We start from the raw sequence: 8,614 nt of genomic DNA, 5'->3' as shown, positions 1-8,614 counted from the left end.
TGCGCTGCGACGTGATCGCCGAGGGCGTGGTCGCGGCCGTGAAAGAGGTCGGGCTTCAGGTCCCGCTGGTCGTGCGCCTCGAGGGCACCAATGTCGAGAAGGGCAAGGAGATCATCAACAACTCCGACGTTGACGTGATCGCCGCCGACGACCTCAAGGACGGCGCCCAGAAGATCGTGAAAGCCGTCAAGGGCTGAGCCTTCGTAGGGTGGGTTTCAACCCACCTTACCTTCCCAAAGATTGTATTAAGGAGAACGCCACAATGGCTGTCCTCGTCGACAAAGACACCAAAGTCATCTGCCAGGGCCTGACTGGCTCGCAAGGCACTTTTCACTCCGAACAGGCCATCGCCTACGGCACGCAAATGGTCGGGGGCGTCACCCCCGGCAAAGGCGGCCAGACGCACCTGGACCTGCCGGTCTTCAACTCGGTCCATGAAGCGGTGGACAAGACGGGCGCCAACGCCTCGGTCATCTACGTGCCGCCGCCCTTCGCCGCCGACTCGATCCTCGAGGCAATCGACGCGGAGGTTCCGCTGATCGTCGCGATCACCGAGGGCGTGCCGGTCCTAGACATGATGCGCGTCAAGCGCGCGCTCGAAGGCAGCAGCTCTGTCCTCATCGGCCCCAACTGCCCCGGCATCATCACGCCCGACGCGTGCAAGATCGGCATCATGCCCGGCCACATCCACAAGCGCGGCAGCGTCGGCGTGGTCAGCCGCTCCGGCACGTTGACCTACGAGGCCGTGAAGCAGACGAGCGACGTGGGCCTGGGCCAGTCGACCTGCGTCGGCATCGGCGGCGACCCCATCAAGGGCACCGAGCATATCGACGTGCTGGAATGGTTCCTGGCCGATGACGAGACGGAATCGATCATCATGATCGGCGAGATCGGCGGCAGCGCCGAGGAAGACGCGGCGCAGTTCCTCAAGGACGAGGCCAAGAAAGGCCGCTCCAAGCCCTGCGCCGGGTTCATCGCGGGCCGCACCGCCCCTCCGGGCCGCCGCATGGGCCACGCCGGCGCCATCGTCGCCGGCGGCAAGGGCGGCGCCGACGACAAGATCGAGGCGATGAAATCCGCCGGTATCGTTGTCGCCGAATCCCCCGCGGGATTGGGTGAGGCGGTGCTCGAGGCGATCGGAAAATAAGACATCAAGCGTCGGGCCGGGAGCATTTCCCGGCCCACGCAGTCCGCGGCAGCCCCGCCATACGGACGCGTGTTCATACCAAGGTCTAGCCTTCAAGGGGGCTGGCGCCATAGGAGAACACAACGCATACTCACCTCATTGACACGACTGTTAGTCTTGGCATACCAAATACCAAGAGCCATCGCCGAGGGGAGGCCGCGCATGCTGCTTGCAGAATACCAGTCCAAGGAATTGCTGGCCCAGTACGGCGTGTCCGTGCCGCCGGGCAAGATGGCCCGCACGCCTGACGAGGCCGAGGCCGCCTGCGCCAACATTCCGGCCCGCAAGTTCGTGGTGAAGGCGCAGATCACCTCGGGCGCGCGCGGCCTTGCCGGCGGCATCAAGTTCGCCGCCACCGCCTCTGCGGTAAAGGACGAGGCTGCCAGGCTTCTGGGAAAGCAACTGATCACGAACCAGACCGGCGCCACCGGTGAAACGGTGCATGCCGTCTATGTCGAAGCCGACGTCAAGCATGACGCCCAGTATTACATTGCCTTCGCACTAGACCCCGACACTGGCGCACCGCTACTCGTCGCCTCCCCCGATGGTGGGGTGGAATTCGAGCAGAAGGCGCAGATGAACGCCAGCGAAGTCGCCAAGCACAGCCTGACCGGCAGCATTGATGCGGACCGCGCCGGTCTGACCGAGTTTCTGTCCGGCATCGGGATGGAGGACGAGAAGGCTGTCGAGCAACTGCTATCGGCCTGCGAAGCGTTCATCGAGAACGACATGGCGCTGCTGGAGATCAACCCGTTCGTCCGCACGCCCGACGGCACCTGGATGGCCATCGACGCCAAGGTCGCGCTGGATGCCAGTGCCGCGTTCCGGCACCCGGAATGGGATTCGATGGTCTCGGGCGAGGGTCTGCCCGCCGTGGAAACCGCAGCGCAGAAAAGCAACATCAACTTCGTCAAGCTGACCGGCAACCTCGGGGTCGTGGTCAACGGCGCGGGGCTGGGCCTGGCCACGAACGACATGATCATCGATGCGGGCGGCAAGCCCGCGAACTTCATGGATATCCGCACGACCGCCACCAGCATGGACATCGCCCGCGGCGTCGAACTGCTGCTGCAGGAGCCTTCGGTCACTGCCATCCTGCTGAATGTGCATGGTGGCGGCATGACGGTCTGCGATACCATCGCCGAGGGCGTGAACTTCGCCTATTCGCGCAACAAGGGCACCAAGCCCGTTATCGCCCGTCTGGCCGGCCAGAACGCCGAATGGGGCCAGCGCATTCTCGTCGACCGAAAGGTGCCGGTCGAGATTTGCGGCACCATGTCCGAGGCCGTCAACCGCGCGGTCGAAATCGCATCCAAGGGGGCACGCTGATGGCAATTCTGGTCAACGAGAACACCCGACTCCTGGTTCAGGGCATGACCGGTCGCGCCGGCACGTTCTATACCGACCAGGCGATGCGTTACGGAACGAACTGCGTTGCGGGCGTACGTCCCGGGCGTGGCGGCACCTCGCATCTCGGCTTGCCGGTCTTTCACACCTGCGCCGAAGCGGTCAAGGAAACGAAGGCCAATGCCAGCCTTGTCACCGTGCCCGCCCCCAAAGCCGCCGACGCCATGATCGAGGCGATCGAAGCCGAGATAGAGGTGGTCGTCTGCATCACCGAACGGGTGCCGCAACACGACATGCGCAGGGTCAAGGAGGCGCTCGAAGGGTCGCAGACAATGCTGATCGGCCCGAACAGCCAGGGAATCCTGACGCCCGGACAATGCAAGATAGGGGTGATGCCGACCGTCGACGCGAAGCCGGGCCAGATCGGCATCGCGTCGCGCTCGGCCTCGCTCACGTCCGAGGTTCTGGCCAGTTGCAGCGCCGCCAATCTGGGCCAGTCCACAACCGTCGGTGTCGGAGGCGACGTGCTGCACGGGATCGGCTTTGTCGGCTGCCTGGAAAAGTTCCGTGACGACCCGGATACGAAGGCCGTGGTGCTGATCGGCGAAATGGGCGGACGCGAAGAGGAACTGGCCGCCGAGTATCTCTCTTCGGTCGATTACGGCAAGCCCGTGGTGGGTCTGGTGGTGGGGCGCCACGCGCCGGTCGGCCGCCGGATGGGCCACGCCGGCACATTGTCGGTCTTCGGCAACCTGTCGGCTGATGACAAGGTTTCGCTTCTGCGCGATGCGGGCGTCGTGATTGCCCGCGACGCAGGAACCGTGGTGGAAACCGTCCAATCCTGCCTGTCCTGATTTCGGGAAATTCTCGAACGACCTGTCGCGTCGTACCCGAAGGCAGGCCAGGACACTCAAGAAAACCGCTCAGGCACCGGATGAACTTACGGATTCGGTTTCCTGGGCCGACGACCGTGCGACGCAGGTCGAAACCCAGACCAAATTGACACGGCAAGACGTCAGCCGGTCCCGCGTTGGGATTTTCTCTTTCCTCACCCAACGTCATGCACTAACACTCGAGTCGCTTCGGTTCCTGTCGGCTTTCCGGCGGGAGAATAGGGAATGCGGTGCGACGCGCCAGGCGTCAACTCCGCAACTGCCCCCGCAACTGTAGGCGGAGAGCGAGGCCGGACCATGTCACTGTCATGCGGCGCATGATGGGAAGACCCGGCCAAGCGTTGACCCGCAAGTCAGGAGACCTGCCGAGGTGATCACCCTGTCCGAACGCGGGGCGCGTTTCGACAACGGATCTTCCGTAGCGGTGACACTTGCACCGTCTGCGAAGAGTTTCCTTCCAGGCATGAACCAAAAAATCAGCGCATCAAGCGCGCCCCGGAGGGACAATCCATGTCACGCCCGTTCAAGTCCGTCCTTGCGGCAACCACCGCCCTTTTCATCCAGCCTGCCGTCGCGCAGGATGAACCCTATGACCTCGGCACGATCTTCGTCTCCGGCGGTCTGACGCCCATCGAAGGCAGCGCGTATGGCCGGGCCGGTAGCGTCATCACCGAGGAAGAAATCGAGGACCGCAACGCGGTCTACGTCGCGGACCTGCTGCGGTCGCTGCCGGGTGTTTCCGTATCCCGCACCGGCGCCTATGGCAGCGTCACCCAGGTGCGTCTGCGCGGTCACGAAGGCAACCACACGCTCGTTCTGATCGACGGGATCGAGGTCGCCGCCCCCAATACCGGCGAGTACGACTTTTCCGGCCTTCTGGCCGCCGATATCGAGCGCATCGAGGTCATTCGCGGACCGCAATCGGCGCTTTACGGCTCCAACGCCATCGGCGGGGTCATTTCGATCACCACCAAGACGGCGCAAGAGCCGGGTTTCTCTGGCAACGTCGGTTTTGAAGTGGGATCGGACGGCACCACCGAGGGCCGCCTCGGCCTGCGCCTGAATACCGAACGCGGTCAACTCAGCTTTTCCGCTGCGCGGCGCGAAACCGGCGGATTCGACATTTCCGGCACGCCCGGCGGCGAGGATGACGGCGATCTGAACCGCACCTACAACCTCAAGGGCCGCTACCGTGTGAACGAGGTTCTGACGATCGGCGGCAGTATCCGCCATGTCGACCGCACCGGCGACAGCGACAGCGGCGTGTTCGGCGCCCCGACCCGCGCAGGTCTTGTCGTCGATGACCTGTCGGGCACATCGCTTCAGGAAACCTATGGTGGCCTTTACGCAGAACTCGATACGCTTGGCGGGCGGCTCCTGAACCGGGTTGACCTGTCTTTCGGCACGATCGACCGCCAGGGTGTGAGCGGCGCCGGCGTGCGCAATTCAGACAATTCCGGCACCCGCGCAAAAGTCGCCTATCGCGGCACGGTCGCGCTGGACGCGCCCACCCTCAACAGCGCCAACCATACCCGTAGCTTCGCCGCCGAATGGGAGCGTCTGACCTACAAGGAAAACGATCCCACGATCGTCTTCGCGCCGGGACAGCTCGTCAAACGTTCGCGTGAACAGACGGCCATCGCGCTCGAATACCAGGGCGATTTCGGAAATGGCTTTGCGCTACAGGGCAGCGTGCGGCACGATTTCAATGACAAATTCGAGGATTTCACGACCTACGCGATCGGTGCCTCCTACCAGTTGCCCAACCAGACGACGCGCCTGCATGCCTCTTATGGCACCGGCGTCCAGAACCCGACGCTGATCGAGCAATTCGGCTTCTTCGCCAACTTCGCCGGCAACCCGAACCTTGAACCCGAACAGAGCAAAGGCTGGGATTTCGGTGTCGAGCAGCAATTCCTGAACGGTCGTGGCCTGATCGACGTGACCTATTTCAACGAGGAACTGACGGACGAGATCACGTCGGTCTTCGACCCTGGCACGGGGATCTCGACACCAGTCAACCAGACCGGCACAAGCGACCGGCAAGGCATCGAGGTCGCCGCCAGCGCCGCCCTGACCGACCGGCTGGACATGTCGCTCAGCTATACTTGGCTCGACGCCGAAAACCCTGACGGCAGCGTCGAGGTCCGGCGCCCCGAGCACGAGGCGCTGTTGCGGCTGGGCTACCTGATGCCGAATGACCGCACCCGCCTGAACCTCGAGGTGCAGCATGTCGCCGGTCTCTTCGACAGCGACTTCACCGCGGCGTCGCTCGGTGCGAATGTGGTAGAGCTTCAGGACTATACGCTTGTGAATGTCGGCTTCAGCCACGAAGTTACCGATGACATCCAGGTCTACGGACGGATCCATAACGTGACGGACGAAAGCTACGAAGAACTGGACGGATACTCGACCCAAGGCCGCACCGCGTTCTTCGGCGTGACCGCGAACTTCTGACATGGCGGCGCGGCGCTTTCATATCGTCGCGACCCGGCTCGCCCTCGCAGTGATCCTGTGTTGGGCGGGCCTTGCCTCCGCCGACGCGCCGCGCCGCGTCGTGTCGATGAATCTCTGCACCGATCAGCTTGCCATGCTGCTTGCCGGGCCGGGGCAGTTGCATTCGGTTTCCGACATCTCGCTCGACCCGCGGATGTCGGCGATGACCGAAGAGGCGCGGGACTACGTGATAAACCAGGGCCTGGCCGAAGAAATCTACCTGATGAAGCCCGACCTGGTTCTGGCGGGCAATTTCACGACGCGCGCCAGTGTCGCCATGCTGCGCCGGCTGGGCGTCGAGGTGGTCGAGTTCGAGCAGGCTCGATCCCTGCCAGAGATCCGCAGTAACATTCTTCGCATGGGTGAGATTCTGCACCGGCAGTCCGCCGCACGCGAGATGGTCGCCCATTTCGATGCGCGCCTTGCCGCGCTGCAACAGGACAGCGGCGACCGGCCCGACGCGATGCTGTACTACGCCAGCGGGTATACGTCGCCGGCAGGCACGTTGTCGGATCAGATCCTTCAGGCCGCGGGCTTCGACAACGCGGCGGTCAAGGCCGGGCTCGGCACTCAGATGAAAATCCAGCTGGAAACGCTGGCGATGCTTGATCCCGACATCGTCATCACTTCGCAGCCATATCCCGGCGCCTCGCGCTCCGAGGCGATCATGCAGCATCCGGTGGTCGAGGCGCTGCGCGCCGAATTGCCCTTTGCCACGGTCACGGACAGCGACTGGGTCTGTGGCACGCCCCACGTGCTGCGCGCCATAGAATCGCTGGCCGAGACCCGTCATCGGCTGACGAAAAACACGCCATGACCCGTCTGGCGATCATCCTGTGCGTTCTGGTCGTCGGGCTGTTCTTCGGATCCCTGCTGATTGGCCCCGCCGAGATCGGCATCACCGACAGCCTTTCAGCGCTCTTCGTCGACGACGGCGGCGCGATGACGCTTGTCATGCGCGAAATCCGCCTGCCCCGAGCCTTGCTGGCCCTGATGATCGGCGCCAGCCTCGGTCTTGCCGGTGCCGCGATGCAGGGCTACCTGCGCAATCCGCTGGCGGAACCGGGGCTGATCGGCGTGTCCGGCTCCGCGGCGTTCGGCGCGGTGCTGGCCATCCACACCGGCGTGGCCGCGTCCTTCGCGCTGGCCCTGCCCTTCTCGGCCCTGGCCGGTGCGCTTTGCGGCGTGTTCCTGATCATGGCGCTGGCCGGGTCGCGCGGCACGTCGCTGACCCTGATACTGGCCGGGATCGCCGTTTCGGCGCTGGCGGCCGCGCTGACGTCGCTCGTGCTGAACCTGTCGCCCAACCCCTTCGCCGCAAGCGAGATCGTCTTCTGGATGATGGGCTCGCTCGCCGACCGATCCATGACCCACGTCTGGCTTGCCGCGCCGTTCATGGCGGTGGGCTTTGCCCTGCTGGGCGGCCTTGGCCGCGGGCTCGACGCGCTGACCCTGGGCGAGGATTCGGCGCAGGCCATGGGGATCGGCCTGACCCGTCTGCGCCTGATGCTGGTGCTGGGGACCGCCTGTGTCGTCGGCGCGGGCACGGCCGTGGCCGGCGCAATCGGATTTGTCGGCCTCGTGGTGCCGCACCTGTTGCGGCCCCTGGTCGGCGCGCATCCGTCGCGCTTGCTCTGGGCCTCGGCCCTGGGCGGTGCGGCGATGGTGCTGACCGCCGACATCGCCGTGCGGGTGGTCCTTCCGTCGCGCGACCTCAAGCTGGGCGTGCTCACGGCCCTCGTCGGCGCACCGCTCTTCCTGCACCTGATCCTGAAACTGCGGCGGGAACGGATATGACGCTTCTCTCGGTCAAGGACCTGTCGGTGTCGCTCAAGGGGCGGGACGTTCTGCGCGACGTCACCTTCGATATCGGACCGGGCGAGTTCGTGGGGCTTATCGGCCCCAACGGCGCCGGCAAGACCACGCTGATGCGCGCGGCACTGGGTCTTCTGCCGTTCACCGGAACATGCAGTCTTGCGGCGCTGTCCGAGAACGCGCGGGCCCGGCAAGCGGCATGGATGCCGCAAGCGCGCGAGATCGCCTGGCCCGTCACCGTGGAAACCGTGGTCACGCTGGGCCGGACACCGCACCTGAAGTCGATCCAGAACCCCGCCGACCACGATCGCAAGGCTGTCGACACCGCGCTGGACCGGATGGAACTCGGCGGCATGCGCCACCGCGATGCCACCCAGCTTTCGGGCGGCGAACAGGCCCGGGTCCTGATCGCGCGCGCACTTGCGCAGGAGACGCCGCTGCTGCTGGCCGATGAGCCCATCGCGGGCCTTGACCCCGCACACCAGATCTCGACCATGCAGACCTTTGCGGCGCTGGCACGAAGTGGCAAATCCTCACTGGTTTCGCTGCATGACCTGGGGCTTGCAGCACGCCACTGCACCCGGCTCATCCTGCTCGGCGGTAAGGGCCTGGTTGCCGATGGTCCACCGCAGGATGTTCTGACCTCCCGGCGCCTGGCCGATGTGTTCGGCGTCACCGCCTGGTTCCAGGAGACGCCCAGCGGCATGGTGTTCCAGCTTTTGGACACGCTCAGCTGACGCGCCAGCTCTCGGGTTCCGGCCCCCCTCTGCCGGAACATCGCGCAAAATGCTATGATGCAGGTCTCATCCGAATGCGCTGTCGGTCTTGCCGACCGCGCGCGAACGGAACTTTTGCTCAAGCCCGCACGTTTTGTGCC

At 64.7% G+C, this 8,614-nt stretch carries 7 protein-coding genes, 1 pseudogene and 1 riboswitch; all 8 genes and pseudogenes read left to right on the top strand.

Annotated features, from left to right (window positions below):
- Window positions 1-197, top strand: a pseudogene (sucC, locus tag C2I35_RS19980) (succinate--CoA ligase subunit beta); the annotation flags it as partial.
- Window positions 198-262: 65 nt separating this feature from the next.
- On the top strand, window positions 263-1,147 hold the full coding sequence (gene sucD / locus C2I35_RS19975) for a succinate--CoA ligase subunit alpha (RefSeq protein ID WP_103764792.1): 885 nt from the start codon (window positions 263-265) through the stop codon (window positions 1,145-1,147).
- 201 nt (window positions 1,148-1,348) lie between these two features.
- Window positions 1,349-2,515 carry a succinate--CoA ligase subunit beta gene (locus C2I35_RS19970; RefSeq protein ID WP_103764791.1) on the top strand — a complete coding sequence of 389 codons (1,167 nt, stop codon included), beginning with the start codon at window positions 1,349-1,351 and terminating at the stop codon, window positions 2,513-2,515.
- Window positions 2,515-3,387, top strand: a complete 873-nt coding sequence (gene sucD, locus C2I35_RS19965) for a succinate--CoA ligase subunit alpha (protein ID WP_103764790.1) — start codon at window positions 2,515-2,517, stop codon at window positions 3,385-3,387. Before C2I35_RS19970 ends, sucD (C2I35_RS19965) begins: the two co-directional genes overlap by 1 nt.
- A gap of 212 nt (window positions 3,388-3,599) precedes the next feature.
- Window positions 3,600-3,810, top strand: a riboswitch (cobalamin riboswitch).
- A 126-nt stretch (window positions 3,811-3,936) separates the two neighbouring features.
- Window positions 3,937-5,883: a TonB-dependent receptor plug domain-containing protein gene (locus tag C2I35_RS19960; RefSeq protein WP_103764789.1), complete on the top strand. Its 1,947-nt coding sequence runs from the start codon at window positions 3,937-3,939 to the stop codon at window positions 5,881-5,883.
- A 1-nt stretch (window position 5,884) separates the two neighbouring features.
- A complete protein-coding gene (locus tag C2I35_RS19955; protein ID WP_103764788.1) occupies window positions 5,885-6,739 on the top strand; it encodes an ABC transporter substrate-binding protein in 855 nt (284 codons plus the stop codon).
- Window positions 6,736-7,719 (top strand): FecCD family ABC transporter permease, encoded by a 984-nt coding sequence (locus C2I35_RS19950; protein WP_103764787.1) that lies wholly within the window; start codon window positions 6,736-6,738, stop codon window positions 7,717-7,719. The genes C2I35_RS19955 and C2I35_RS19950 overlap by 4 nt, the downstream gene beginning before the upstream one ends.
- The gene (locus tag C2I35_RS19945) at window positions 7,716-8,474 is read left to right on the top strand and encodes an ABC transporter ATP-binding protein (RefSeq protein WP_103764786.1); all 759 of its coding nucleotides are present in this window, start codon (window positions 7,716-7,718) and stop codon (window positions 8,472-8,474) included. Before C2I35_RS19950 ends, C2I35_RS19945 begins: the two co-directional genes overlap by 4 nt.
- Window positions 8,475-8,614 lie beyond the last annotated feature (140 nt).

Source organism: Roseovarius confluentis (assembly GCF_002917925.1).
In the GTDB taxonomy this organism is placed as follows: domain Bacteria; phylum Pseudomonadota; class Alphaproteobacteria; order Rhodobacterales; family Rhodobacteraceae; genus Roseovarius; species Roseovarius confluentis.
The sequence above is the reverse complement of the archived record's forward strand: the minus strand, read 5'-3'. Positions and strand labels throughout refer to the sequence as shown.